Below are 25,958 nucleotides of genomic sequence, written 5' to 3' on the forward strand. Positions count from 1 at the left end.
AGGTATGATAGGCAACAGCAGGTATGATAGGCAACAGCAAGAAGGGGATCGATTTCCCTTGTAAAATCCGCAAGCGCTTTAACTTCAGCTGCTTCAAGTGGTTTTTCCCCTTTATAAAATTGATAAGATGGGTTTTTTTCATGACTCATGACTTCTTTCCATCCAGACGGATACTGCCTATTTAAATCAATGCCCTTGGCGTTGGCTTTCCATCGCGACCAATTCTTGCTATATCCGTTCATTTTCCATACTGCTGCCTTTTCAAGTATATTTAAGTTTGATAAATCTCCTTGCTGGATGCTGACTCCATCTGGATTAAGCATCGGGATGAACCAGATGCTAACTTCATCCAATGCTCCCGACGGGTATTCTCCAACAGGCTTGCCCGCTCGATAAGCGGCTGCATAGTCTTCAAGCATGCTCATTAAAAGTTTGGAGCTGAGCCATTCCCGCCCATGATGTGACCCCACAAACAAAATCGATTTTTTTCCTTTTCCTAACTTGACTGCTTTTATATCTTTTCCCTTTTCAGTTTGACCGATTATTTGAACGTCCAATTCATACTGGTGTTGGATTCCTTGCAGATCCATTTCCATCCGCTCAGGAGAATACACCTCTTCTGCGAGTGTGGTTTCAGGAAAAAAAAGCAGGACAATTACTCCAATTACCATTATTTCTCTCATGTACTCACCTTTTTTTTTATTCAGGTAAAAAGCAACAACCGCGGTCCAAATACATCACCACTTATTGTAAGGAAATGTTCAGTCCGATCTGAACAAAATACAAATAGCTCCTTATTAAGGGGGAGAACTACATGAGGATTGCGGATTATGATCAGGCATTGTTTCACACACACCGTTCTGATTGGGACAGCTTGTTAGTATTGATGGTTCGGACGAAAGATCATTTTCTTTCAAAAAAAATAGAACATTTTTTGCACGCATACCGGTTTGAGCATGATTACCAAATTGTTCAATCCCAGTTGTATGCGCTGCTTCGTTATCTAGATCATGCGGCAGAAAAAACAAGTGATTATTTAAGTGAACTTCCAAGCTTAAATCAACTATAGTTTTTGCAAAACGGGAAAATTTATACAAGAAGATTGATTTTCGGGGATTTGACTTTGGCTGGTGAACCCTATAAAACAAGGAAGGGTCAGGTATGAAAATACCTGACCCTCATTTCATTATTTTTTTATTGTTGCATACGCAGCTGCATACATTTTAAGATCTTCAAGTAAACCTTCCACAAGTACGGCAGACTCTTCAAGTAAACCATCATTTTCATAATCGAAGCAATGTGGATCCAGAACCAATTGTTTGGCGATCACATTTGCATAAAGGCTGCGGCCCACTGTTCTCATTGAATTTAAGGCGTTGATCCCACCTTTTCCTCCGCCGGAGACAGCCAATAAAGCGACTGGTTTATGCGTGAATTGTTCATTGCTTAGAAAATCCAAGGCATTTTTCAAAGCTCCACTCATGGAACCATGATATTCCGGAGTGGTCAGGATCACGCCATCCGCTTCACCGATGCTTTTCCGAAGACCTTGAATCACTTCCAATTGATATTGCTCACCTTCACCTGAATATAAAGGGATCTCACTATTGCTTAAATCAATAAGTTCCGCTCCGTATTTCTTGGAAATGTAGCGTGAGGCTATCCCTGTACGCCCTTGTTTACGTGGTGAACCATTAATGATTACTAATTTCATGAATATTCCTCCATTATCCCTTATTGCCGCTCACTCTAAATTCAATACTTTACCGATGTTTTCCGAGGTCACTTGCCAATACAGTATACCAAAACCGAAACCGAATTTCCTTGAATTTTGCTCATTCAAATTTCCCAGAGGCCACTTTAAGATACTTTTACACGAAAAAAACGAAAGACCGGAAATCTTTCGTTTAGCTTTTCATACCTTTAAACTAACGCTTCAATCTTGCCCATGAAATCTGCCATGACTCCCGATAACTTGGACTCAGCTTCTGGCATTGATTTACCTTGGACACCGAAATAGAATTTAATTTTCGGTTCAGTACCTGAAGGACGGAGGCATACCCATGTACCATCCTCAAGGAAATACTTCAATACGTTTGATTTCGGAAGCTCGATCAGTTCTTCACCCTCGGAAAGTAACGTACGCTTTTTGCTGCTTTGATAATCTTCTTCAACGACCACCGCGATTCCAGCTATACGAGCAGGCGGGTTTTGACGGAATTGATTCAAGATTCCTTGAATCTGTTTCGCTCCCTCAATGCCCTTTAAAGTTAATGAACGCAACCCTTCTAGGTAGAATCCATATTTTTCAAACACATTCAGTAACCCTTCATAAAGCGTCAAACCCTGCTTTTTATAATAAGCACAGACCTCAACAGCCAGCACAGCCGCTTGAATGGCATCTTTATCACGTGCAAAGTCTTTAATCAGATAACCATAGCTTTCTTCATATCCGAACAGAAAGCTATGTTCCCCGCTTTCGTTATACTGATTTATTTTCTCGGCGATGAACTTAAACCCGGTAAGTACATCAATCGTCTGCAAGCCATAGGACTCCGCAATCGTCCGCCCGATTTCCGAGGTGACGATTGTTTTTAAGACGACTCCATTTTGGGGAATATCCCCTTTTTCTTTTTTCTGGGACAGTAAATAATCAAGGAAAAGGGCGCCTGTTTGATTTCCAGTCAGGACAACATATTGACCCATCTCGTTTTTCACAGCAATTCCAAGCCGATCGGCATCTGGATCCGTTGCTATCAATAAGTCCGCTTCCACTTTGTTTCCAAGCTCGATTGCCATTTCAAATGCAGCTGGTTCCTCTGGATTTGGAGATTTGACTGTCGAAAAATCAGGATCTGGCAGTTCCTGGTCCTTAACTATATGCAAATTTTGATACCCTAAGCTTTGCAGTGCCCGCCTGACGGATTTATTTGCCGTTCCATGAAGCGGCGTAAAGACGATTGACACATCTATTTCCTCGGCAAGCCTTGGATTCTCGGGAACAGTGAGCAACTCTCGATTATATGCTGCATCCAATTCCTCCCCAATCATTTCGATGAGGCCCTGCCCTTTAAGAACTTCCGCTTCTTCAACCTGAATTTCAAGCTCATTTTCAATGGCATCCACATAGCTGATCACTTGATCCGCTGCTTCCGGTGGCAATTGTGCCCCATCTGGTCCATAAACCTTGTAACCATTATATTCAGGCGGATTGTGGCTTGCCGTAATGACAATTCCAGCAAAAGCATTCAGCTCGCGAACGGCAAATGATAATTCTGGTGTCGGACGCAACTCATCGAATAAATAAGCCTTCACCCCAAATGTCGCCAAGGTTTTAGCTGCTTCAAGTGCAAACTCCGGAGACTTATGTCTCGAATCATATGCAATCACAGCCCCTCTTCCTTTTGCCTCTTTCCCAAACGAAGAGATATATTGGGCCAACCCAACCGTTGCCTTCCTTACAGTATAAAGATTCATCCGGTTCGTTCCAGCTCCGATTTCCCCACGCATTCCGCCTGTTCCAAATTCTAAATTCTTATAAAAGGCATCTTCGAGTTTTGCTTCATCCCGCTGCATTTCCTCAAGGAGGACACGTAATTCCCCATTTAAATTCTGGTACCCTGCCCAAGTGGTGTATAAAGATTTCCAATCCATCTCCAACATCTCCTCCCAAACGCCTTATTTGTTATTATTATGTAGCTGGCTTACATATACAAAATTATCATATATATTCCAATAAATGAAGTAAAGGCTCGTAATGAATAGAACCGCATCAGCGTTCATCACATCACGAGCCCGTATACCTTTTATTTTCCGCCTTTTTGATAATGCAGTTTATAAATATCATGGCGGCGGTCTTTCAATTGCCTTACAGTACCTGACTGCCGTTCTCGCCGTAAGATCTCCAAATCAACATCGCCAATCAGGACCATCTCAAGGTTCGGGCTGGTTTCTCCGACTATGCCGTCACGTGCAAATTCGAAATCCGATGGAGCGAAGATTCCCGATTGAGCATATTGGATATCCATATTTTCCGTTTGAGGCAGATTCCCCACCGTTCCGGAGATGACGGTATAAATTTGATTTTCCACAGCACGGGCCTGGGCACAATAACGAACGCGCAGATAGCCTTGCCTGTCTTCTGTACAAAATGGAGTGAATATGATTTTTGCCCCCATATCGGTAGCAATCCGGGCAAGTTCCGGAAACTCAATATCATAACAAATTTGTATCGCGATCTTCCCGCAGTCCGTATCAAAGACACGAACACGGTCACCAGCGTTGATGCCCCACCATTTTCTTTCATTCGGTGTGATGTGAATTTTATATTGCTTTTCAATCGTCCCGTCACGACGGAATAAATAAGCGATATTATAGATGTTATCATCATCTTCTTTTACGAAATGGGAACCGCCGATGATATTGACGTTATACCTTACTGCTAAAGTGGTGAACAATTCAATGTACTGCTCCGTGAAATCGGACAGTTTCCGTACAGCCAAGCTTGGTGATCTTTCATTTAAGAAAGACATCAACTGGGTAGTGAACAATTCCGGGAATACGGCAAAATCCGCATTAGCATCCGAAGCCACGTCGGTGAAATACTCAACTTGGTTCGCGAAGTCCTCGAATGAATCGATTTTACGCAGCATGTATTGTACGACGCAGATCCGCACCGGTTCGGATGTTTTATAATAACGTTTTGTTTTCGGCTGATAATCGACGTTATTCCACTCCATGAGAGTGGCATACTTATTGGATTGCAGATCATCCGGCAAGTAATTCGGATTGATCCTCATTAGCGTGAAGCCATTTAAAAGCTGGAACGAAAGGACTGGGTCATATATTTTATGCAATTGCACCTCTTTGACATATTCCCTTGGTAGCAATTCCTCCGCATGTTTATGGTAATTGGGGATCCTGCCGCCTATAATGATGCTTTTTAAATTCAATTGGGCAACAAGTTCTTTCCTTGAATCATATAGTCTTTGACCAATTTTCATCCTGCGGAATTTAGGATGGACCATGACCTCGATTCCATATAAATTATAACCGTCCGGATTATGATTCGTGATGTATCCATTATCAGTTACATCATCCCATGTATGGCGATCATCATATTCGTCAAAATTAATGATGAGGCTGGAACATGAGCCAATCACTCTACCATCATATTCAGCCACAAACTGTCCTTCTGGAAAAATCGCCAGATGGCTCTCAAGCTGATCTCGCTTCCAGGGAACCATTCCAGGAAAGCAACTCGACTGTAGAGCAATTATTTCATCTATATCTCCTAGCCTCATATTACGTATTTCCATTATTTTTTCATATTTATGCAGGTCTAAATTTGGCATTCTTCTCAGACTCCTTTAATCTCTTCCGTAAGAATTATACCCCTTATTCAAAAATTAAAACAACTGAACCTATCCAAGCTTTTCAAAATTCTATTGGTAAAATCATTCTTAATGTCCCAGAAAAAGAATATATATTTTACAGACGCAGTCCATACATACTATACTTTTCATGAGAGCAAAAAGAGATGGGGAAGAGGAACCATGAACAATACAAAACGCAGTGTGGAAAACTTATGTTTGTAGCCTGGCTGCTTCCATCATTGCTTTTTCAGGAAGCTTATATTTTTCTGAAATGAAGCAATATGAACCATGCTCGCTCTGTTGGTATCAGCGGATCATCATGTATCCTTTTACAATCATTTTAGGAATTGCAATCATTCGAAAAGATTATTGGATCAGCTTTTATACCATGATACTATCCGAATCGGGTGCATTCATTTCCACTTACCATAATTTGATACAAAAGGTCTCATCCTTTCTGACCACACCCTTGCATGCTGAAGGGTTTCATGTACAGGACAATATATTAACGTATTGGGTTTAATTACTATCCCATTCCTAGCCTTGACTGCATTCGTCATTATTTTTATATGCAGTTACATCGTATGGACAAGATCCAAGGAGGTTGCAGCTTAATGAAGAAAATGGCTATAATTTTAGTAATAATCGTCGCGCTATTTGTCCTGCTCGGCGTTTTTACAAACATGAAAAAAGAAGAAAAAACAAAAGGAAATCCATACGGCAAAGATAAGCTCAAATCAGCTACTGTCGATCAACTGGATGATCCCAATTATCAAAACTTGATCCTGCCTGAAGAATTGGAGCAGGACCTTCAAGATAATAAAGATGTGACCGTTTATTTCTATAGTCCTTCGAATTCGATCAGTCAAAAAACCACACCCGTCGTGGCACCTTTGGCAGAAAAGTTGGGAATCGATCTAGTTCAATACAACCTTTTGGAGTTTGAACAAGGCTGGAGCGATTATGGCATCAAAAAGGAGCCGACCATCGTTCACTATAAAAATGGACAGGAACAAGAACGGATCGTTGGCTTTAATAAAGAGGAAACCTTCGAGAAATGGTTCGAGGACCACGATATTAATTAAGGATGAAAAAAATGAGCCGGCCCTAACGGAAATCTTCACCCGTTATAGCCGGTTCATTTTTTTTGACTTATACTAAATATTGATTGGCCACCTTGATATCCATCATCTGCATCTCATTTCCCGCTTCATGATGTATATGTGAAAAATGGTCATAATAAAAAGGGAAGAATATTCCGCATTCATTCAATAGAGTGATGTTATGTTGGAACAATTCTTCAGACTTAGATTCCATCACTATACAATCTTCTCTCTTCTGTTTATCCAATATCGACATGAGGATTTGAAGACATGTCATAACTTGAAATGCATCTCTTAATGTTGCTAAGTAAGTAAAAGAACCCTGATTCGGCTTCAAAACGCCAATCTCACGAAAATGAAGGATTTCACTTTCCGTAAAGTATTTCGGAAATACAGATTCGTAGAAACGAGAAACGAGACTCGCTATTTCTTGCTCTTGTTCTTCAGTTGAAGAAAAGACCGTCTTCACTAAAAAAACCACCTTTTTTCAGATCCGTTAGACCTATCTAATATATGTATACTCTAGGACAAGCGATTTCTTTCCCAATAGAATAACATAAAAATTGTAAAAAATATGTGGTAATTTCCACCACGAAAATCTTAGCAATAGGTCAAAGGTTATTTTTTTCATTTAACCACAACCAAACAAGGCGAAAGTAGGAATGAAATTGGAAAATTTCAATATAATTAACCAACATTTATTAATAGAAGTACTGGACAGCTGGAATGGATTAACATTGGAAAAGCTTTTTAAGGAGCGGTGGAAAGCCCCAAAGAAGTTGGTGCATGAGTGGAGGATGAGTAAAGAAGTGACAGTGAACGGCAATTCCGTCACATGGTCAACTGTCCTTACTGAAGGAGATACGGTCAGCATCCCCATGCTGGATCAAACTGAAAATGAAACTGTTAAAACGGCAGACTTAGGAATATCCATCTTATATGAAGATGACCTGTTGTTGATAGCCAATAAACCGGCTGGGATGGATACTCACCCTTCTCTCCCAGGTGAAGCACACTCCCTCATCAATGGAGTTGCGCACCACCTTCGACAAACCGGCCAGACCTGTATGATTAAGCATATTCATAGGCTTGATAAAGATACCACCGGTGCTGTCCTTTTTGCCAAAAACCGCCTCATTGGGTCCATGCTGGATAGAATGTTGGAAGCAAGGGAAATCAAACGGACTTACCTTGCTTTAGTCGAAGGAAACATAAAAAAGGATGAAGGCGAAATCAAAGAAAAAATTGGCCGGGACCGCCACCATGCCACGAGACGAAGGGTTTCCCCTTCAGGTCAGACCGCAGTTACCCATTACCGGGTGCTCAATCGCGATCCCAAGAAAAACTTGACGCTCGTCAGCTGTACTTTGGAAAGCGGCCGAACCCACCAGATCAGGGTACATTTCAGCCATCTGAATCACCCTTTGGCCGGAGATACCCTTTATGGAGGAAGAAGGGCTTTTCCACGTCAAGCCCTGCATGCCCGAAAAATCGAATTCATCCACCCCATTTCCGAGGAAAAATTGATTATTGAAGCTCCTTTCCTGGATCGACCTGAAATATTCAATTTTCACATATAATGGAAAAACACCGTTCCATTGGAACGGTGTTTTTCATTTCAGTTTAATCTGTATCATAGACTAAATCATAAAGGTTAACTTTAAAAAAATAGCTGGCCACCTGGGCCAGCTTTATTTTGTATTTAAGATGCTTTTCTCATGCCTTTTAAGATAAGGCTTAAGATGAAAACAAATACGATTGCACCAATCAATGCTGGAACGATAGCGAAATCTGCTACTGTAGGTCCCCAGTGCCCAAGAATTAATGAACCTAACCATGCACCAACAAAACCAGCGATAATGTTGCCGATAATTCCAAATGGTACATCACGTCCAACGATCAGACCTGCTAACCAACCAATGATACCTCCGATAATTAATGACCATAAAAATCCCATAATATATTTCCTCCTTCAAATTAGTTAATTTTTAATATCTACAGCAGACTTCAAGAAATCTCATCACTTCCATATTGTCATGCCCTTTTTTCAGTTCTTTTAACTTTTACATTCAAATGGTATAATGCCGATTACGCACAATATCTAATGAATGTGAATGTGTTAGTTATAAGGTAGTGTTAGCTAGCTATAGCCCTTGAGGAACTGATTGGACAATCCTCAATGCGTTAGTGAATTTTTTCTTTTTGTTTGCCGCTGTACTCATTATTTTCCCCGTTTAATTAAACTAAAACCTGATTTTTTTAAAAAATATTTGGTAACGAAAACAGGAGTATTACACCTGAAGAACGGGTATATAATATGTTTTTAACTTTGTCACATAGTTAGTATAAGCAGTAACTGTCTAAAATATGTTCATTAAGAAAAAAGAAAAAAGATGCCCCTTATCGGGACACCCTCCTTTCATTTGCAACATTGTTGCAGTACGTTCTTTAGAACAAAAGTTCATCTGGATTGCTTCCGAACCGCTCATTTTTATTCAAGGCATCTATTTGATTCATTTCGTTAAGGCTTAATGAAAAGTCAAATACCTGTGCATTTTCCTCTATACGGGACGGCGTAATCGATTTAGGTATTACGACGAGATCATTTTGCAAATGCCATCTAATTAACACTTGTGCTGAACTTTTCCCATGCTTCTTCGCTATATGATTAATTGTCGGCTCTTCCAAAAGATTTCCTCTGCCTAGGGGGCTCCATGATTCTACCTTGATTTCATGTTTTGCACAGTACTCACGAATTTCGACTTGAGTCAAAAGTGGATGTAATTCGATTTGATTGACGACCGGTTTCACTTCACTGTTTGCAAGTAAATTTTCCAAATGATGAACATGGAAATTACTTACACCGATTGATTTCACTTTTCCATCCTTATAAAGCTTTTCCAGTGCCTTCCAGGTTTCCAGATACTTATCTTTACCCGGCCAATGGATCAAGTATAAATCCAAATATTCCAAGCCAAGACGATTTAAACTATCATCAAATGCCTTGAGTGTCGTTTCGTATCCTTGCTCCGTATTCCACACTTTAGATGTAATGAACAATTTTTCACGAGGCACACCGCACTCCCGAATCGCCTGTCCAACTCCTTCTTCATTTCCATAAATGGCTGCCGTATCAATTGCACAATATCCTACTTCGATCGCTTTCTTGACGGACTCAACGGTTTCATTGCCGTTTTTAACTTTAAATACACCGAAGCCCATTTGTGGCATTTGGACTCCATTATGTAAAGTGATCATTTCCCCAATATTTGTAATCATTCAGTCATTCCCCCTTTACTTTTATTTACCAATTATACATCGACCCACCTTCTATTTCTAACCAAAAGCCTCTGGATTAAATGGGGTTCTAAAATGAAAATGAACTCCTGAATATATATAACAAAATGAAAAATTTCCTATTTAATCCTTCACCAAATTAATTATTTTGTAAAAAAATGACGAAACCTCTATCCTTATAGATATGAAATTCGTTACAATTGAATAGTTGATTTTAAACCAAGTAAAAAAGAAGGTGCCATCTTTAAAGAATAATCAAACGTAAAACTTCCATTCTAATTAGTGAGGAGTCGCAAGCTGTCTTGCGCCAATTTATTGGCCACAATCCATAGTTACATTACATACTTGAAATTAAGGGAGTCTTCCATGTATGAATAGCATATTCATCTTAACCGCGCTAATTATTATTTTTGCTTTGGTCTTTGACTTTATCAATGGTTTCCATGATACGGCTAACGCCATCGCTACAGCTGTATCGACCAAGGCTCTAAAACCACGTCATGCAATCATCATGGCTGCGGTCATGAATTTATTAGGAGCGCTGACGTTTACTGGTGTAGCGCATACCATTACGAAGGATATCGTTGATCCCTTCACATTAAACAATGGCTCTTATGTTATCCTTGCTGCTCTTCTTTCGGCAATAACATGGAATTTAATCACTTGGTATTTTGGCATTCCAAGCAGTTCATCCCATGCAATCATTGGTTCAATTGCGGGAGCTGCCATAGTGGCGAGTGGCTTCGATGCAATTAAATGGAGTGGATTCACTAAAATCGTCCAGGCATTGATTCTATCCCCCATCCTTGCCTTTACGCTTGGATTCATTGTATACAGTATCTTCAAGGTAGTATTCAAAAATAATAATTTAGGAAAAACCAATAAGCGATTCAGGAGAATACAAATTCTCACGGCCGCCATCCAGTCTTATACACATGGAACGAATGATGCTCAAAAATCCATGGGTATCATCACGATGGCTTTGATCGCTAATGGATATGCCTCTACCTCTGAAGTTCCTTTCTGGGTACAATTATCCTGCGCAATAGCCATGGCGCTTGGTACATCAATCGGGGGTTGGAAAATCATCAAAACGGTTGGCGGTAAAATCATGAAAATACGGCCGGTAAATGGGGTTGCTGCAGATATAACTGGTGCAGGCATCATTTTTGGTGCCACCTTCCTGCATATGCCGGTCAGTACGACACATGTCATTTCCTCTTCCATACTTGGGGTCGGTTCTGCACACCGCATTAAAGGGGTAAAATGGGGAACAGCTAAAAGCATGTTGATCACTTGGTTCATCACCTTGCCGATTTCCGCTTCATTAGCTGGAATTATTTATTATTTCATTGCTTTATTTTTATAAAATCTTGAGTCTTTCCATATCGGAAAGGCTTTTTTCTACGCTTGCAAGTGTAACTGTTTCCCATTTTTTACTTATCCTTGTTTTTGTATGTAAAGTTTTATTAAGATTTTGTAAATTTTCGTCGAAAAACCTTCCCTGAAACTACATGAATTCGTTACAATCAATTTGTTAATACTAAGCGTACGACTAAAAGTGCGTAAATTTGCATGACTAATTGGGAGGCTTTAACATGGCTTTTAAATCAAAAAAAGACAAATTCGCAGTAATGCTTTTCAACATCGCTCAAAATCTTAAAGAAGGTGCTGACTATTTCGCAGATTATAAACTGAAAAACATCTCCGATCTAAAAGTATTTTCAGATACGATGAAAGACTATGAGCATAAAGGCGATTCAATGGTTCATAACGTGATTAAAGAGCTGAACAATGCCTTCATCACTCCTATCGAGCGCGAGGATATCCTTGAATTAACCATGAGAATGGATGATGTCATAGACGGTTTGGAACACTGTGCCGCATTATTCGAAATGTACTCAATTGTCAATGCAGATGAGTATATGCTTAAGTTTGTGGATGCAATCAAAGAGTGTACATATGAGATTGAAATAGCTGTCGATACACTTTCCACAAAAAAATTGCCAATGATTCGTGAAAATGCAATCAAAATTAAAGATCTTGAATCCGTTTGTGACGGAATCCAACGTCAATCGATCAAAAACTTGTTTACCGTAGAAAAAGATCCAATCAGGATCATTCAATATAAAGAAATTTACGAAAGCCTTGAAGACATCGCCGATCATTGTCAAGCAGTGGCCAATACCCTTGAAACAATCATAATGAAAAACGCCTAAGGAGTACCCCAATAAATGGATACTTTATTAATTTTAACAATATTAATCGTTTTCTTTGCTTTAGCATTTGACTTCATCAATGGTTTCCATGATACAGCCAATGCAATAGCGACTGCTGTTTCAACAAAGGCCATGAAGCCTCGGCATGCCATCATCATGGCGGCCATCATGAATTTCGTCGGAGCCATGACATTTACTGGAGTGGCGAAGACAATAACGAAGGATATCGTGGATCCGTTCACGCTTCCGAATGGTTCATATGTAATATTGGCAGCTCTGCTCGCCGCAATCATATGGAATCTTCTTACCTGGTATTACGGAATACCAAGCAGTTCCTCCCACGCATTGATCGGTTCGATTGCAGGTGCTGCAATTGCTGCAGCAGGATTCGCAGGCATTAAATGGGAAGGATTCTTGAAAATTCTTCAAGCTTTGATCTTCTCCCCGTTAATTGCTTTTGCAATCGGGTTTATCGTTTACAGCATCTTTAAAGTCGTCTTTAAAAACAATAACCTGACAAAAACAAACCAAAGGTTCCGTACTATACAGATTGCTACTGCAGCACTTCAATCGTATACCCACGGAACGAACGACGCCCAAAAAGCGATGGGTATCATCACGATGGCCCTTATTGCAAATGGTTATGCAACAAGTTCAGAAATCCCCTTCTGGGTTCAATTTTCCTGTGCGGTAGCAATGGGACTTGGAACTTCCGTTGGCGGATGGAAAATCATTAAAACCGTAGGCGGCAAAATTATGAAGATCCGGCCGGTCAATGGTGTTGCTGCGGATCTAACCGGAGCCTTTATCATTTTCGGCGCGACCATAATACACATGCCAGTCAGTACCACCCATGTCATTTCATCTTCAATCCTTGGAGTTGGATCGGCCCATCGTGTAAAGGGCGTAAAATGGGGAACGGCTAAAAGAATGATCATCACTTGGTTCATTACCATTCCCATCTCGGCAACATTAGCAGGTTTGATTTATCTTTTGATTAATTTCCTATTCTAATGTAAAAAAATCCCTTCCGGTTCACATCGGTAGGGATTTTTTGTTTTCATCAAAAAAGCATCTTGTAATTTAAGGATTTATCTATGCTTATTCATAAGAAATCGTATAAAATTCAAGGAGAAGGAATTTTTTTAAGCGAGGGGCAAAATAAATATGAAGGAATTCGAAAAAAATAGAGATATTTTTAAAGACCTTTATGGAGATATGATGGAGTTTGCCGATAGAATCAGTTCTGTTTTAGGCTGCCCCATTACAATCGAGGACGGTAACCACCGCTTACTTGCATATAGCACACATGATGATACTACGGATCAGGCTCGTATAATGACCATTATCGGAAGACGTGTACCTGAAAAGGTCATCAACAGTTTATGGAAAGATGGTTTCATCCCAGCTTTATTGAAAGAAGATGCACCCATTAAAATAGGGGCCATCAATGATGTTGGTCTTGGTAACAGGGCTGCAGTTTCCATTCGGAAAAATAATGAAGTCCTTGGCTTCATTTGGGCCTTGGAAGTCAATGAACCTTTCTCCGAAGAAGATATGAAATTCCTGCAATTCGCTGCCAAGGAAGCGAAAAACCAATTACAGCAATTGCAATTGAAAAAGAAAAGGAAAGAAGCTGGGCATCAAGAATTCCTTTGGCGCATGTTGACTGGACACTACCAAGAAGAATCTGAAATAAATGAAAATTTCACGAAATTCTCCATCCATGTTCCCGTGGTTTTTTCCATTTTAGTATTCGAATTTCCTAAAGAGATCAATCGCGAAGTGGAACGCTACATTTCATATATGTTAACGACTACGCAAAAAATAAACAGTTCCTTATTTGCCATTGACCATAACAAGCTCATTCTTTTCGCAGGAGCCAACCAGGAAAACAGCCCTTCTTTTTCTGCATCTATATATGATTTCATTCCTTTTTTCATACTGGAAATGAAACGGCGTTTCGGTGTTGAGCATATCCTTGGAACGGCTGGCAATATGTATAAAAACTTAATGGATGTTAAATCAAGTTACGAAGAAGCACAATACACCCTGAAAATGAAGAATATTTTCCCTGATGACATGAAGCTCATTTTACATTATGAAGAACTTGGCATGTTTCAAATGATTGAAGCGCTCGCAAGCAACAAACAGCGTCATGTTCATCCTTCCATATTGAAGCTAAAAGCATACGACATGAAAAACCAGACGGAATTGCTGCAGACACTCACTGTCTACCTAGAGAAAGACTGCAACCCAAATGAAGCTTCTAGAAATCTTCATATCCATGTGAATACATTGAATTACCGATTAAAACGAATCTCAGAAGTGGGAAACATCCGGTTAAAAGATCCCATTCAAAAAATGTCCCTGTTTCTTAACATAAAACTTAAACAATATGATGAATTTTTCAAGAAAAATCAATGATATATTCCTTGATATGGAATACTAGAAGTGTGATGAAAGGTTGATCATATGAAACTTGAAACAAAAGAAGAACTTGAAAAAGAATTAAAGATCATAGAAAAATGGGAAAAGGATCAGAAAGGGCTATGGTTTTGGGAACGGATTGGGCGAATCCCCTTCAAACTATTGGACAAATTGACACCGGATTTCATTCAGAAAAAATTGGGTGTCATGCTTGATGAAATCGGCAGCTACATTCAGAACGGTGGAAAATATCTAATGAAAGAAGCTCATATTCTAAGTAAGCTAAGGGCCAAGAATCCCGAGGTGAATATTACTGCCCTGGAAGATGTTTCAGGCATCCCCCTCCATATCATGGATAGCGTTAGTCAAGAAATTAAAAATTCAGGCAGCAAATTGGCAACGGTTCAAGGCGCCACTACCGGTATTGGTGGAATCTTCACCATAGCTATCGACATCCCCCTTCTTCTCGGTATGTCGATCAAAACACTTCAGGATATCGCCATCACTTATGGCTTCAATCCCAGTGACCGCCAAGAGCGTATTTTCATAGTCAAATGTCTGCAGTTCACAACTTCGGATGTTGTCGGCAAAAGGGTCCTATTAAATGAATTGTCGAAAATGAACCTGCCTGATTCAGAAACAAAAAGGGAAATAGCATCCGAGCTGCAAGGATGGCGAGAAGTCGTTTATACATACCGTGATCAGTTTGGCTGGAAAAAGCTTCTGCAAATGGTTCCGGTTGCTGGAATTATCTTTGGTGCCCTGACCAATCGTTCCATGATTGCCGATATGGCCGATACGGGAATCATGCTTTATAAGAAAAGACGGATTTTAGAGCGCATTCAAGAGCCTATAGCAAAGAATTAGAATTCAGCGTTATATTTTCACACGTTTATGATATGAATCAAGTGCCTTGGTCCTGGTAAGTCCATCTATATTGAAACTGCATTTGTGGAATTCCACAAATACACCTTTTTCGTTTTTCTGATTTCCACATACTAACTGTTTCTTTTTCCAACTATACTTGAGATACAAATAGTAAAACATATTATTGGAGGGATTAAGATGAGAATAGGAATTCCAAAAGAGATTAAAAACAATGAAAACCGTGTAGCTATCACTCCAGCTGGGGTTGTAGCATTAGTCAATGCGGGGCATGAAGTATTAATCGAAATGAACGCAGGTCTAGGAAGCAGTTTTACAAATGAATCATACCAGGAGGCTGGCGCAGTTATAGTCGAGGACGCTGCAAGCGTTTGGTCAAGCACAGAAATGATCATGAAAGTAAAAGAACCTATCTCATCTGAATATAAATATTTCCGAAAGGATTTAATCCTTTTCACATATTTGCATCTTGCGGCTGAACCGGCACTAGCTCAGGCCCTAAAAGAAAGCGGTGTCTTGGCCATTGCTTATGAAACAGTTGCAGTGAACCGCACACTTCCTTTACTGACACCAATGAGTGAAGTGGCTGGACGCATGGCTGCACAAATCGGTGCCCAGTTCCTTGAAAAAAATAACGGTGGCAAAGGAATTCTCTTAAGCGGAGTTCCTGGAGTGAAACGTGGTAAAGTCGCTGTTGTCGGCGGAGGCATGGTTGGAACGAATGCAGCTAAAATCGCTATTGGATTAGGCGCAGATGTTACCATTCTTGACTTAAGCCCTGACCGCCTTCGTCAACTTGATGATATTTTCGGAAATGAACTGACTACACTCATCTCCAATCCTTATAATATTGCAGAAGCAGTCAAAGATGCCGATTTAGTAATCGGTGCCGTATTGATTCCAGGTGCTAAAGCTCCTAAGCTCGTTACTGAAGAAATGGTTAAATCGATGTCCCCAGGTTCAGTCATTGTCGATGTTGCAATCGATCAAGGCGGTATCTTTGAAACGGTTGACCACATAACAACACATGATAACCCTACTTATGTTAAACATGGAGTAGTGCATTACGCAGTAGCGAATATGCCAGGAGCGGTGCCACAAACCTCTACAGTTGCTTTAACTAACGTAACAGTACCATTTGCACTGCAAATCGCAAACAAAGGCGCAATCAAGGCGATCCTTGAAAATGACGCACTTGCAAAAGGCGTCAACGTGGCAAACGGTGAAATCACGTTCGAAGCAGTTGCAACAGACCTAGGCTACAATTACGTAAGTGTTGAAAACGCCTTAAACCCAAATAACATTAACGCTTAATAAAAAATAAGAGTCCAGACACACATCGTGTCTGGACTCTTATTTTTTTGGACGGGAATCCCCTTGAAGATGTCCCTTTTCGTACAAACGTTTAATAAGTTGGATGTTCCTTCGTTTTGGTCAAATTATCTGGATGAAGGTCGGATTATTCTTTGCTTCGGTCGAATTATTCGGATGAAGGTCGGATTTTCCTGCCCTTTCACAAATAAAGATTAATATTATACTAATCTACCATAATAGACTATTTCTCTAATCCGCAAAAATTTTCCCAGGATTCATTATTCCTTTAGGGTCCAATGCCTGTTTGATGGTTTTCATCACTTCGTAAGCTGCGCCATGTTCCCTTCGCTGATACTTTGATTTTCCAAGGCCGACCCCATGTTCACCAGTACATGTACCGCCTTTCGTTAAAGCATATTCAACGATTTCTTCATTTAACCTCTTCGCTTCATTAACTTCCTCAGGATTATTTAGATCAATCATGAACAACACATGATAATTCCCGTCACCTACATGTCCTACAATCGCTCCCTCCACTTTTGATTGTTCGACTTTCTCCCTTGTATCCAATATGGCATTCGATAATTCATTAAGCGGCACACTTACGTCGGTCACCATCAGTTTCTTACCCGGGGCACTGTGAATGAATGCGTACGCGAGATTATGGCGGGCTTCCCATAAAGCATTCCGTGCTTTTGAATCCGTTTCAAACTGGATATCCCCACTTCCAAAATCACTTACGATTTCCTTGGCAAACTTGATGTCCTGTTCCAGTCCGGCAAAATTACCATGAAACTCGAGGAATAAAGTTGGTTTGACATCATAGGATTTGTCCATGAATTGATTAACTTTTTTTATGGACTCGGCATCAACCAATTCAATTCGTGCAATCGGGATTCCAGCAAGCATGATTCCATTAACCGCAGATACGGCCTGTTCCACGGTTGGAAATGAAGCTCTTCCTGCCATGGTGACTTCAGGAATGCCGTATACCTTCAATGTCAGTTCAGTAAATACAGCTAGCGTACCTTCCGAGCCGACAAACAAGCCATTCAAATGAATGCCTGAAGATGATTTTGTCGCTAAACTTCCGGTATGGATCACTTCACCGTTTGCTAAAACCACTTCCAGATTCCTAACTTGGTCACGCATAATCCCATATTTGACCGATGTCGTCCCACTTGCATTCGTAGCTGCCATCCCTCCCATTGTTGCATCGGCGCCAGGATCGACGGAAAAGAACAAACCGTATTTTTTTAATTCTTTATTGAGCTGCGTCCTTGTCACACCTGGTTGAACCTTCACAAGGAAATCATTTTCCCTGATTTCCAATACTTGATTCATCAAGGACAAATCCAGGGAAATCCCCCCTTTGACCGGAACTACATGCCCCTCCAAACTTGATCCTAATCCAAATGGAATGACCGGTATTTCATGCTCATTCGCATAACGCACGACTGCACTGACTTCCGCAGTATCTCTTGGGTATATGACCATATCCGGTAAATGCGGAGAATGATATGATTCGTCATGGCTGTGCTGTTCCAATAAAGTCTCATTCACCGTTACTTGTACTTCCGTCAGTATCTTCCTTAGATCCTCTATATAGCCATTCATTCTGCATCCCCCTCTTTTTTACTAAACATTCAGATAATAATATTCAAAAAAGGAGATTGCCCGCTTGGAGGCAATCCATCCTTCCTTACTTGCCGAACCCTTTCGTTTTATCCGTGCAGGCTTTCATTGCTTGTAAAATGCTGGATCTAAACTGATTCCTCTCTAAAGACGCTACTGCGGATATCGTTGAACCACCCGGGGTGCAGACATCATCCTTTAATGAGGCTGGATGTCTTTCCGTTTCAAGTACCATTTTAGCAGCTCCCATTACAGCTTGTGCTGCCATTCGGTATGCTTGTTTCCTTGGTATGCCATCACGGACCCCTCCATCTGCCAGTGCTTCGATGAACATGTATACATAAGCAGGTGAAGAACCGCTGATGGCTGGTACTGCATCCATCAAATCTTCATGCAGGATTTCCGTTTTGCCGAAGCTATTCAGCAGTGCAGTCACATCCTCTATATCAGCACCCGTAATTTCATCATTAATGCTCATAGCCGTCATGCCTTCACCGACAAGTGAAGGGGTGTTTGGCATCGTGCGGACAACCTTCACTCTTTTCCCGAAGATATTCTCAACTAGGGATATAGTGATTCCAGCTGCCATTGTAATGATCACAGCATCATCTTTCACATGGTTCTTCACTTCTTCAAGCACCTGCTTATGCATGGAGGGTTGAATCCCTAGAAACAGAAAATCAGCAAAACCGGCAACCTCTTTATTCTCCAAGGTTCCTTTAACCTTATATTTCGTGGTGATTTTAGTTTTAGTTTCGACACTCGCTGTACTGACCATGATTCCATCAGGGGAAATGACCTCTGCATGCAACATGCCCTCAAGCATTGCTTCCCCCATTTTACCGCATCCAATAAACCCGATTTTTTTATTCATATCTTACACTTCCAATCATAAGTTCATCTATGTTCCTTTTTATTATATCGGATATGGTAAATGGAAACACGCTTGCGGGTATTAATCAGGAAGGATTTAGTGGATTCTGGTCGAATTACTCCTTTACCTTAAAAAACCCACTCCTTCATGAAACATTTTTTGCGAAAAAAAATGTTGACTAATTGGTCACTTCAGATTTATAATTTTGACCTACCAGTCACAACCTAATAAAGGAATATAGATTAAGGAATGGAGAAATAGTATGCAAATTGAGAAAAAAGTGGTTAATACCAAGCTTGTCTTAGCAGGATTGATCATTGGAATGTTTTTCAGTTCATTGGAACAGACGATTGTCGGGACGGCAATGCCGACGATAATCGGTGAATTGAATGGTTTTACCATCTTTGCATGGGTAACGACTGCATATTTAATAGCCTCAACGACAGTTGTACCGATTGTTGGAAAGCTATCTGACTTATATGGCAGACGTTCCCTTTATCTGCTTGGTACGATCATTTTTACGATCGGTTCGTTTTTATGTGCCACTGCCACTTCGATGGAGCAATTGATCATCTACAGGGGCCTGCAGGGAATCGGCGGCGGAATGATCATGCCCTTGTCCCAAACGATAATCGGCGATATATTCTCTGCGGAACAAAGGGCCAAATGGCAAGGTGTATTTGGAGCCCTTTTTGGTTTAAGTTCTGTCATTGGTCCTTTTCTGGGCGGACTGATCGTTGACCATATCAGCTGGCATTGGATCTTTCTGATCAATGTACCGACGGGCTTACTATCTGCCATATTGATTTATGTCGGGTTGAAACATGAAGGCATACGAAAAACAGAGAAAGTGAATATCGATTATCTAGGCATTTTCACCTTGATTCCTGGTATTGTCCTCTTACTGCTAGGCTTGACTTTCGGTGGTGATAAGTTCGAATGGGTATCACTGGAGTCTCTCTTGATTTTCGGCAGCACCATTGTCTTCATTACCCTATTCATCTTTTTTGAAAGAAAAGCAGTTGAACCGATTCTTGATTTATCCCTTTTTAAAAATAGAGTATTTGCCACCACAAGTATTTTGGGATTCCTGCTGGGCCTCGGGATGTTCGGGGCAATCATGTTCGTCCCGCTGTTCATGCAAGGGATTCTTGGAGTTTCACCAACAAAAGCAGGGTCGACAATGACTCCGATGATGATCGGTTTGATTCTTTCCAGCGTCGTTGGCGGGCGGTTACTGTTGAAATTCCGTTTTCGAACAGTGCTTACCTATGGAATGGCCATTGCGACGCTAGGCTTCTTCCTAATGAGTACGATGGACGGCAGTACGACCATATTCACTGCGTACTCATTCATGGCTATCCTTGGGATCGGTATGGGTCTTGTCATGCCGACATTGATGATTGCCGTTCAAAATGAATTTCCAAAATCACAGCTAGGGTCGGTTACAGCGGCTTCGACCTTCTTCCGATCAATAGGGGGAACGATGGGCATCACGGTTTTGAATGCCGTCATGAATCATAATCTCCAGCAAAATATGGATGATGCGGTCGTTAGCCAAAAGAACCCTGTATTGCATGAGGCATTGAAAGCACTAGCCGATAAAACGGATAAGTTATTCAACATCATGCTTTATCCTGAAAACCTTAAAATGCCGGCGGAAGTCAGTAATATCCTTATAAAAACAATTGAAAATGCTTGGATCGGTGCATTTTCCAGTGTTTTCGTCACAGGTATCTTTTTTGTTTCCGCCGGAATATTAGTGGCACTTTCCGTGGGTTCGGGCCGAATAAAAAGAGATCAAGAAACCGAAAAGGAAATAGGTTAAAAATATGCTCTGGACCGGCTGATTATATCAGCCGGCCTTTTTAATTCCCGCACTCTATGTTTCTTTTTCATCGATAAGGGAAATTTACCTGTAAGAGACTAAATGGAGTGATACTATGAACAAGATAAACCATTCAATTTTGCCTGCGGATTTTTATAATCAGCCTACGCTTGAACTGGCAAAATCCCTGCTCGGCTGCCTGATTGTAAAAGAAACTGCAGATGGAACCGCTTCTGGATTCATTGTTGAAACAGAGGCTTATATGGGACCGGTTGACAGGGCCGCACATAGTTTTGGAAATAGAAGGACTAAACGGACGGAAGTGATGTTCGGTGAGTCCGGTTTAATTTATACATACGTCATGCACACACATACACTTGTCAATGTTGTAAGCGGCGGGCCTGAAAATCCGGAGGCCATTTTGATTCGCGCTTTGGAACCCTATTCAGGGCTTGAGTTAATGCAGGAAAGACGCGGAATAGCCGATATACGTAAATGGACGGATGGACCTGGAAAGCTAACCAAGGCACTTGGCATCACCATGGCTGATTATGGTCGGTCCTTTACTGATCCTCCTCTATATCTTGCTGCCGGAAAGCAACCCGAACACATTTCTAGCGGGCCGCGCGTCGGAATTGATAACTCCGGGGAAGCAAAAGATTATCCGTGGCGTTTTTGGGTTACCGACAATCCGTTTATCTCTCGCAAGAACCTAATTAAAAAAGGATGACAGGAAAAATCACGGTGATGATATCTCCTCTAAGTGAACGGTGAAAAAGGCTACAGGTATTCTGTGGATGTTTCACAAGTACTTTGTGGGGATTTTTTTCTATGTCCATAAGAAATAACTGCTTAGTAAAAGACAATCCAAATTACCAAGAAGATAGTAATTCCCACCAGTCCGGGAGTTCTCCCCCAGACTGACTGATTAATGGGCGGCGGGGAAAGTCCGAAAAAATAATGGACTCCGCATCTCGAAGTCCATTCCAAAAAGTCGTGGACGAAAGCACTGTGAATGTATGTAGAGTCCACCGAAGACACAAGGAACAAAGTGTTAGTTGAAGTAATTATTAATCCTTCTTTTATTAGTGACAACCAATAACTTGTCACAATTCCGTCTCCTTTTTCCCTTTCTTTTCTTCTTTCAAAATAACTCGTTACATTACAATTAAATCCACTTACAATTTTTACCTAAACGTTCAACTTCCAGCCTATTACATTAGTAATAATTAATTGACTTCCTTCTATTACGAATCTAATATAGTTAAGTCAGCAACATGGAAGGTGGTTTATGATGAACGTTCAGGCCCTTTTGCAAATGAATACAATTTTTATTAGTATCCTAATTGAATCCCTTCCCTTCATTCTACTGGGAGTCCTTATATCTGGAATCATCCAAATGTTTGTGTCAGAAGAGATGATTGCAAGGATTATACCGAAAAACCCGATCTTATCAGTTCTATTCGCAATAGGTGCAGGGGTCTTTTTTCTTGCATGTGAGTGCGGGATCGTCCCGATTACCCGCCGTTTGATTGCTAAAGGGGTTCCTCTTTCAGCGGCCATTGCCTTTATGCTTTCTGCTCCTATTCTGAATCCGATCGTCCTGTTTTCCACCTATATTGCGTTTGGTAATAGCTGGAGCATGGTTTTCTATCGTGGTGGAATTGCATTGGTGGTCGTCTTGATCATTGCATTCATCCTATCTTTTCAATTTAAGACAAATCAGCTTAAACAGGAACATATCGAACATACACATCACAATAAACATACATTTAAAGACAAGATAACGGGGATGTTTAAACACTCGATTGAAGAGTTCTTTTCTGTTGGAAAGTACCTAATCATTGGTGCACTTCTGGCAGCTGCCATTCAAACCTTTTTGAAAACATCCCTATTGCTAGAAATTGGTCAAGGCAAATTACCCGGGAATGTAGTCATGATGGCTTTGTCCTATGTCATGTCCTTGTGTTCCCAAGCCGACGCATTTGTTGCAAGTTCTTTTAGAAGTACCTTCTCGCCCTCTTCACTAGTTGCTTTTCTTGTATTTGGGGCCATGTTTGATATTAAAAATACGATCATGCTTTTAGGTACATTCAAAACAAAATTTGTTTTATGTTTKATGGCTTATATATTTATTTCCGTCCTTGGTTTAACTTTATTGTTTATTTCTTAAAGAGGGTGTTTTATATGGGAAGATTATTCATATTACTTGGACTTACATTTTTATTCATGCATCTACACGCCTCAGGGAATATATCGAAATACATTAATATGGAATATTCTTATGTTTCACAGATTGCTATCTATATACTGGCTATGTTCACTTTAATGGGATCTTATATATTTATCAAAGAAGGAAATCAAGAAGAGTCTGAGGATTGTCAGTGCGGGCATGATCACTCCCAGGAAAACAAGAAATGGAAAAAAAACCTTACTTACACGCTATTTTTAATTCCCATTTTAACCGGCCTCTTTTTGCCTGTTGCCACAATGGACTCCAATATCGTTGAAAAAAAAGGATTTCATTTCCCCGTGTATGATGACACAGATGAATATAGCCAGCATCAATTTCTGCAGCCGGATACGAGTCTTTATTATGGCAAGGATGATTATTTAACTTTAATGGATCACTCGCTCAAAAGCTTGGCTGATCGTGATAGTCTTCATTTAACCGACAAAAACTATCTTACCGATTTAGAAGCCATCTATTACTCCCCTGGAAAGTTCGCCGGCAAACAAATAACGTTAACCGGATTTTCGTACAATTCAGATGAGCTAGCCAAAAACCAGGTATTCCTGTTTCGTTTTGGGGTCATTCACTGTGTCGCAGACTCTGGGGTATTCGGTATGCTGATCGAATTTCCTGAAGGAATGCATCCTAAAAATGATGAGTGGTATTCCGTGACGGGTGAATTGGAATCCATTTATTATCAGCCATTTAAAAAAACCATTCCTATACTCAAAGTATCATCACATAGCAAAATCGTTGAACCTGATGATCCCTACGTTTATAGACAATATTAAAAAATTAATCAAGGAAAGGTAAGGATATGTATTCTTACCTTTCTTTTTAATTACCCGACCCCAAACCTCCATTTTATGTAATGAATTTCAAGGAGACTTGTTATCCATTTCTACGGCCAAACCCTGTATTTTTGAAACTATCTTTGAACCATCCCAACCTACTTTCTGCAATTAATATAATCCGAATGTGCCATTTCACTGCACTTGAATCCCACTCGAGGTGACTAGACCACATTTACCTGTAACAGGATAACCTGAAAAAGGCGAATTTCATTTATTTTCTAAATGAATTTTTTTTTTATATTGTCATGTTTTTTATATTTCATAGCCTTATAATATAAATGCTACATATTTTTTTACCACATCAGGAGGAACTTTCCTAAATGAACAATTCGAAAAGCTCTTTTATTCTTGCAGGAACTATAATAGGTACCCTTGTGGCAGGAAATTCTGCTTATGCTGGTTCTTATCAAGTCAAATCAGGGGACACCCTTGATAAAATTTCTAAAGCTAATAATACAACTGTCCAAGAGTTAAAATCTCAAAACCATTTGACCAGTGCCCTTATTTTTCCCGGCCAGGTCTTGAAGGTCAATAGCCTTAACATGCAAACGGATAAAAATATAGACAAAACCGGAAAATATGTGGTTAAACTGGGGGATACTTTATCTAAAATTGCTAAAAAATATAACCTTTCCCTTAGTGCCTTGCTTAAATCAAACCCTAATATTTCTAATTCGGATCGTATTTATATTGGACAATCCATCCGTGTTTCCGGACAAGCTCCTGCATCTAGCTCTAAGGCTAAAAACAGTAATTCAAGTGATACATACACAGTCAAATCAGGGGACACCCTGGGAAAAATCGCCAGAGTCAATAATATGACTATCCAACAATTAAAGTCTGAAAACCGTTTGACTAGCACTCTTATTTTTCCCGGTCAAGTTTTGAAGGTTAATACCCTTAACAACAATACGAACAATAGTAAAAATACAACAGAAACTTATGTGGTTAAACTAGGGGATTCCTTATCGACCATCGCTAACAGATATAACCTTTCCCTTAGTGCCTTACTTAAAATAAACCCTAATATTTCTAATTCAGATCGTATTCGTATAGGCCAATCCATCCGTGTTTCCGGGAAAGCATCAGTATCTTCATCTGCATCTAAAAAACCGTCCAAATTTACTTATTCTTCCAAAGCGGATCAAGTTTTGGCTGCCGGCGCAAGATACCTAGGAGCTAAGTATGTTTACGGTGCGAGCACTTCACGTACTGACATATTTGATTGCTCTTCATTCACATTAAGAGCTTTCCAAAATGCAGGTATTTCCTTGCCTCGAAATTCAGTGGCACAATCACAGGCTGGTACGGCTGTATCTCTGAAAGCCCTTCAAAAAGGGGATTTAGTATTTTTCGATACCAATAATGATGGTGTAATTAATCATGTAGGAATTTATGCCGGAAACGGTCAAATGCTGAATGCTTCCACATCTAAAGGTGTATCCTACGCTAACATTAACAATTCTTACTGGGGACCTAGTTTTGTAAAGGCTGTCCGTGTTATTAATTAAATGATGGCAATAACAATTGCTGGCTAAACATTCACTTAAAAAAAATTTTATAACAAATGGAAAGCGTGTTTTGATAAAAAAGATCAAACACGCTTTTTCGCATGATAATGATCCAACATTTTACATTATCAATATTCCCATTAAAAAAAGGCCTTCTCCGATAGGAAGGCCTCAGACTGTAGACAAACTCGAGGAAAATCGAGTTTGTCTATTTTTTATGAGTTGTACAATTTGGCCGTTGATTTCCACTCCAGGCACTCGCTTTCCGCGGGCGGTCGGGGAGCCTCCTCGGCTTTCGCCTGCGGGGTCTCCCCTAGACGCGCTTTTCCCGCAGGAGTCTCGTACCTTCCGTTCCAATCAACTTTGTCTTATCTTTTAGGTAAACACTTTTGCCCTGAGT

24 protein-coding genes are annotated in these 25,958 nt (G+C 40.3%); 15 read left to right on the top strand and 9 right to left on the bottom strand.

The window, feature by feature from the left end:
- A partial coding sequence (locus AC1DVK_RS23185) for a M14 family zinc carboxypeptidase (RefSeq protein ID WP_477627479.1) occupies positions 1–683 on the bottom strand: 683 nt, incomplete at its 3' end.
- A 131-nt stretch (positions 684–814) separates the two neighbouring features.
- Between AC1DVK_RS23185 and AC1DVK_RS23190 the strand changes: the two genes are divergently transcribed.
- Positions 815–1,069, top strand: coding sequence for a YhdB family protein (locus AC1DVK_RS23190; protein WP_061461868.1), 255 nt, complete (start codon positions 815–817; stop codon positions 1,067–1,069).
- Positions 1,070–1,186: 117 nt separating this feature from the next.
- Here AC1DVK_RS23190 and AC1DVK_RS23195 read toward each other — a convergent pair whose 3' ends face one another.
- From AC1DVK_RS23195 to AC1DVK_RS23205, 3 genes are all read right to left on the bottom strand, one after another.
- Positions 1,187–1,714: an NADPH-dependent FMN reductase gene (locus tag AC1DVK_RS23195; protein WP_410862782.1), complete on the bottom strand. Its 528-nt coding sequence runs from the start codon at positions 1,712–1,714 to the stop codon at positions 1,187–1,189.
- A gap of 209 nt (positions 1,715–1,923) precedes the next feature.
- A complete protein-coding gene (locus AC1DVK_RS23200) occupies positions 1,924–3,654 on the bottom strand; it encodes a phospho-sugar mutase (RefSeq protein ID WP_061461866.1) in 1,731 nt (576 codons plus the stop codon).
- A 152-nt stretch (positions 3,655–3,806) separates the two neighbouring features.
- Positions 3,807–5,354 carry a carbon-nitrogen hydrolase family protein gene (locus tag AC1DVK_RS23205; RefSeq protein ID WP_061461865.1) on the bottom strand — a complete coding sequence of 516 codons (1,548 nt, stop codon included), beginning with the start codon at positions 5,352–5,354 and terminating at the stop codon, positions 3,807–3,809.
- Positions 5,355–5,646: 292 nt separating this feature from the next.
- On the opposite strand from AC1DVK_RS23205, the gene AC1DVK_RS23210 reads away from it, so the two are divergent.
- Together AC1DVK_RS23210 and AC1DVK_RS23215 are read left to right on the top strand one after the other, a co-directional pair.
- A complete protein-coding gene (locus AC1DVK_RS23210) occupies positions 5,647–5,898 on the top strand; it encodes a disulfide bond formation protein B (protein ID WP_289320923.1) in 252 nt (83 codons plus the stop codon).
- 91 nt (positions 5,899–5,989) lie between these two features.
- Entirely contained in the window at positions 5,990–6,460 is a 471-nt protein-coding gene (locus AC1DVK_RS23215) for a thioredoxin family protein (RefSeq protein WP_061461864.1), read from the top strand.
- A 67-nt stretch (positions 6,461–6,527) separates the two neighbouring features.
- Here AC1DVK_RS23215 and AC1DVK_RS23220 read toward each other — a convergent pair whose 3' ends face one another.
- On the bottom strand, positions 6,528–6,947 hold the full coding sequence (locus AC1DVK_RS23220; RefSeq protein ID WP_410862785.1) for a DUF5365 family protein: 420 nt from the start codon (positions 6,945–6,947) through the stop codon (positions 6,528–6,530).
- A gap of 193 nt (positions 6,948–7,140) precedes the next feature.
- On the opposite strand from AC1DVK_RS23220, the gene AC1DVK_RS23225 reads away from it, so the two are divergent.
- Complete coding sequence (locus tag AC1DVK_RS23225) at positions 7,141–8,058, top strand: RluA family pseudouridine synthase (RefSeq protein WP_477627480.1); 918 nt, start codon at positions 7,141–7,143, stop codon at positions 8,056–8,058.
- A gap of 122 nt (positions 8,059–8,180) precedes the next feature.
- Here the strand turns inward: AC1DVK_RS23225 and AC1DVK_RS23230 are convergent, their stop codons facing one another.
- A complete protein-coding gene (locus AC1DVK_RS23230; protein WP_176432049.1) occupies positions 8,181–8,435 on the bottom strand; it encodes a GlsB/YeaQ/YmgE family stress response membrane protein in 255 nt (84 codons plus the stop codon).
- A gap of 491 nt (positions 8,436–8,926) precedes the next feature.
- Entirely contained in the window at positions 8,927–9,757 is an 831-nt protein-coding gene (locus AC1DVK_RS23235; RefSeq protein WP_410862788.1) for an aldo/keto reductase, read from the bottom strand.
- Positions 9,758–10,145: 388 nt separating this feature from the next.
- Between AC1DVK_RS23235 and AC1DVK_RS23240 the strand changes: the two genes are divergently transcribed.
- From AC1DVK_RS23240 to ald, 6 genes are all read left to right on the top strand, one after another.
- Complete coding sequence (locus AC1DVK_RS23240) at positions 10,146–11,144, top strand: inorganic phosphate transporter (protein WP_061461860.1); 999 nt, start codon at positions 10,146–10,148, stop codon at positions 11,142–11,144.
- Between the two features lie 229 nt (positions 11,145–11,373).
- Positions 11,374–11,994, top strand: coding sequence for a DUF47 domain-containing protein (locus tag AC1DVK_RS23245; RefSeq protein ID WP_061461859.1), 621 nt, complete (start codon positions 11,374–11,376; stop codon positions 11,992–11,994).
- Positions 11,995–12,009: 15 nt separating this feature from the next.
- A complete protein-coding gene (locus AC1DVK_RS23250; protein ID WP_061461858.1) occupies positions 12,010–13,008 on the top strand; it encodes an inorganic phosphate transporter in 999 nt (332 codons plus the stop codon).
- 153 nt (positions 13,009–13,161) lie between these two features.
- Positions 13,162–14,421: a PucR family transcriptional regulator gene (locus AC1DVK_RS23255; protein ID WP_061461857.1), complete on the top strand. Its 1,260-nt coding sequence runs from the start codon at positions 13,162–13,164 to the stop codon at positions 14,419–14,421.
- A 48-nt stretch (positions 14,422–14,469) separates the two neighbouring features.
- Positions 14,470–15,291: an EcsC family protein gene (locus AC1DVK_RS23260; protein ID WP_477627481.1), complete on the top strand. Its 822-nt coding sequence runs from the start codon at positions 14,470–14,472 to the stop codon at positions 15,289–15,291.
- 198 nt (positions 15,292–15,489) lie between these two features.
- Entirely contained in the window at positions 15,490–16,623 is a 1,134-nt protein-coding gene (gene ald / locus AC1DVK_RS23265) for an alanine dehydrogenase (protein ID WP_061461855.1), read from the top strand.
- Positions 16,624–16,872: 249 nt separating this feature from the next.
- Here the strand turns inward: ald and AC1DVK_RS23270 are convergent, their stop codons facing one another.
- Together AC1DVK_RS23270 and proC are read right to left on the bottom strand one after the other, a co-directional pair.
- Positions 16,873–18,240, bottom strand: coding sequence for an FAD-binding oxidoreductase (locus tag AC1DVK_RS23270; protein WP_477627482.1), 1,368 nt, complete (start codon positions 18,238–18,240; stop codon positions 16,873–16,875).
- A gap of 85 nt (positions 18,241–18,325) precedes the next feature.
- Positions 18,326–19,132, bottom strand: coding sequence for a pyrroline-5-carboxylate reductase (proC, locus tag AC1DVK_RS23275; RefSeq protein ID WP_289320926.1), 807 nt, complete (start codon positions 19,130–19,132; stop codon positions 18,326–18,328).
- 262 nt (positions 19,133–19,394) lie between these two features.
- Between proC and AC1DVK_RS23280 the strand changes: the two genes are divergently transcribed.
- From AC1DVK_RS23280 to AC1DVK_RS23300, 5 genes are all read left to right on the top strand, one after another.
- Positions 19,395–20,960 carry an MDR family MFS transporter gene (locus AC1DVK_RS23280; protein ID WP_089364689.1) on the top strand — a complete coding sequence of 522 codons (1,566 nt, stop codon included), beginning with the start codon at positions 19,395–19,397 and terminating at the stop codon, positions 20,958–20,960.
- A gap of 115 nt (positions 20,961–21,075) precedes the next feature.
- Positions 21,076–21,690 carry a DNA-3-methyladenine glycosylase gene (locus AC1DVK_RS23285; RefSeq protein ID WP_061461851.1) on the top strand — a complete coding sequence of 205 codons (615 nt, stop codon included), beginning with the start codon at positions 21,076–21,078 and terminating at the stop codon, positions 21,688–21,690.
- 561 nt (positions 21,691–22,251) lie between these two features.
- Entirely contained in the window at positions 22,252–23,133 is an 882-nt protein-coding gene (locus tag AC1DVK_RS23290; RefSeq protein ID WP_477627483.1) for a permease, read from the top strand.
- A gap of 14 nt (positions 23,134–23,147) precedes the next feature.
- Positions 23,148–23,984, top strand: a complete 837-nt coding sequence (locus AC1DVK_RS23295; RefSeq protein ID WP_061461849.1) for a TIGR03943 family putative permease subunit — start codon at positions 23,148–23,150, stop codon at positions 23,982–23,984.
- A gap of 383 nt (positions 23,985–24,367) precedes the next feature.
- A complete protein-coding gene (locus AC1DVK_RS23300) occupies positions 24,368–25,558 on the top strand; it encodes a C40 family peptidase (RefSeq protein WP_477627484.1) in 1,191 nt (396 codons plus the stop codon).
- The last annotated feature ends 400 nt before the right edge of the window (positions 25,559–25,958 follow it).

The sequence above is a fragment of the Peribacillus sp. P4_B1 genome, assembly GCF_056402395.1.

Coding starts and splice junctions, on each gene's coding strand:
- AC1DVK_RS23190 (WP_061461868.1), top strand. CDS start 815: ATGAGGATTGCGGATTATGATCAGGCATTGTTTCACACACACCGTTCT.
- AC1DVK_RS23195 (WP_410862782.1), bottom strand. CDS start 1,714: ATGAAATTAGTAATCATTAATGGTTCACCACGTAAACAAGGGCGTACA.
- AC1DVK_RS23200 (WP_061461866.1), bottom strand. CDS start 3,654: ATGGATTGGAAATCTTTATACACCACTTGGGCAGGGTACCAGAATTTA.
- AC1DVK_RS23205 (WP_061461865.1), bottom strand. CDS start 5,354: ATGCCAAATTTAGACCTGCATAAATATGAAAAAATAATGGAAATACGT.
- AC1DVK_RS23210 (WP_289320923.1), top strand. CDS start 5,647: ATGAAGCAATATGAACCATGCTCGCTCTGTTGGTATCAGCGGATCATC.
- AC1DVK_RS23215 (WP_061461864.1), top strand. CDS start 5,990: ATGAAGAAAATGGCTATAATTTTAGTAATAATCGTCGCGCTATTTGTC.
- AC1DVK_RS23225 (WP_477627480.1), top strand. CDS start 7,141: ATGAAATTGGAAAATTTCAATATAATTAACCAACATTTATTAATAGAA.
- AC1DVK_RS23230 (WP_176432049.1), bottom strand. CDS start 8,435: ATGGGATTTTTATGGTCATTAATTATCGGAGGTATCATTGGTTGGTTA.
- AC1DVK_RS23235 (WP_410862788.1), bottom strand. CDS start 9,757: ATGATTACAAATATTGGGGAAATGATCACTTTACATAATGGAGTCCAA.
- AC1DVK_RS23240 (WP_061461860.1), top strand. CDS start 10,146: ATGAATAGCATATTCATCTTAACCGCGCTAATTATTATTTTTGCTTTG.
- AC1DVK_RS23245 (WP_061461859.1), top strand. CDS start 11,374: ATGGCTTTTAAATCAAAAAAAGACAAATTCGCAGTAATGCTTTTCAAC.
- AC1DVK_RS23250 (WP_061461858.1), top strand. CDS start 12,010: ATGGATACTTTATTAATTTTAACAATATTAATCGTTTTCTTTGCTTTA.
- AC1DVK_RS23255 (WP_061461857.1), top strand. CDS start 13,162: ATGAAGGAATTCGAAAAAAATAGAGATATTTTTAAAGACCTTTATGGA.
- AC1DVK_RS23260 (WP_477627481.1), top strand. CDS start 14,470: ATGAAACTTGAAACAAAAGAAGAACTTGAAAAAGAATTAAAGATCATA.
- ald (WP_061461855.1), top strand. CDS start 15,490: ATGAGAATAGGAATTCCAAAAGAGATTAAAAACAATGAAAACCGTGTA.
- AC1DVK_RS23270 (WP_477627482.1), bottom strand. CDS start 18,240: ATGAATGGCTATATAGAGGATCTAAGGAAGATACTGACGGAAGTACAA.
- proC (WP_289320926.1), bottom strand. CDS start 19,132: ATGAATAAAAAAATCGGGTTTATTGGATGCGGTAAAATGGGGGAAGCA.
- AC1DVK_RS23280 (WP_089364689.1), top strand. CDS start 19,395: ATGCAAATTGAGAAAAAAGTGGTTAATACCAAGCTTGTCTTAGCAGGA.
- AC1DVK_RS23285 (WP_061461851.1), top strand. CDS start 21,076: ATGAACAAGATAAACCATTCAATTTTGCCTGCGGATTTTTATAATCAG.
- AC1DVK_RS23295 (WP_061461849.1), top strand. CDS start 23,148: ATGGGAAGATTATTCATATTACTTGGACTTACATTTTTATTCATGCAT.
- AC1DVK_RS23300 (WP_477627484.1), top strand. CDS start 24,368: ATGAACAATTCGAAAAGCTCTTTTATTCTTGCAGGAACTATAATAGGT.